This window comes from Burkholderia reimsis (genome assembly GCF_003294055.1).
GTDB lineage: Bacteria > Pseudomonadota > Gammaproteobacteria > Burkholderiales > Burkholderiaceae > Burkholderia > Burkholderia cepacia.
In genome coordinates this window covers 1-532 of sequence record NZ_QMFZ01000140.1, presented here as the reverse complement: position 1 = coordinate 532, position 532 = coordinate 1, and the positions used below count along the sequence as shown (strand labels likewise).

Annotated in this window: 1 protein-coding gene and 1 pseudogene; both read left to right on the top strand. The window is 63.7% G+C overall.

Annotated elements, in window-relative coordinates:
- A pseudogene (locus tag DPV79_RS43590) lies at positions 1–97 on the top strand (type VI secretion system baseplate subunit TssE); the annotation flags it as partial.
- Between the two features lie 38 nt (positions 98–135).
- Positions 136–532 (top strand): type VI secretion system baseplate subunit TssF (locus DPV79_RS41630; RefSeq protein ID WP_165843650.1); only part of this gene is annotated, 397 nt, incomplete at its 3' end.

Sequence of the window (532 nt, the reverse complement as noted above, 5' to 3'; positions counted from 1 at the left end):
CGTGCACATGGACCCGTATCCGCTCGAATTCATGGTGCAGAGCTCGCTCGATCTCGAAACGAGCGAGATCCAGATCACCGGCGTGCGTAACAGCTGAACGCCGCACGGCACAACGACTACAACGAGATCGATCCGATGGACCCGCGACTGCTCGACTACTACAACCAGGAACTGCTCTACATGCGCGAGCTCGCTGCCGAGTTCGGACAGGCGCACCCGAAGATCGCGCGGCGTCTGGGCATGCAGGCGGGCGAAGTGGCGGACCCTTACGTCGAGCGCCTGATCGAGTCGTTCTGCTTCATGGCCGCGCGCATGCAGATCAAGCTCGACGCGGAATTCCCGCGCTTCACGGGCCGGCTGCTGGAAGTGATCTACCCGAACTACGTGGCGCCCACGCCGTCGATCGCGGTCGCGCGCCTCTATCCGGGCCGGACCGAAGGCAATCTCGTCGAAGGCTATCGCGTCGCACGCGGCACGTCGTTCACCGCACGGGTGCCCGATGGGGAAAAAACCGCATGCCAGTTCACCAGCG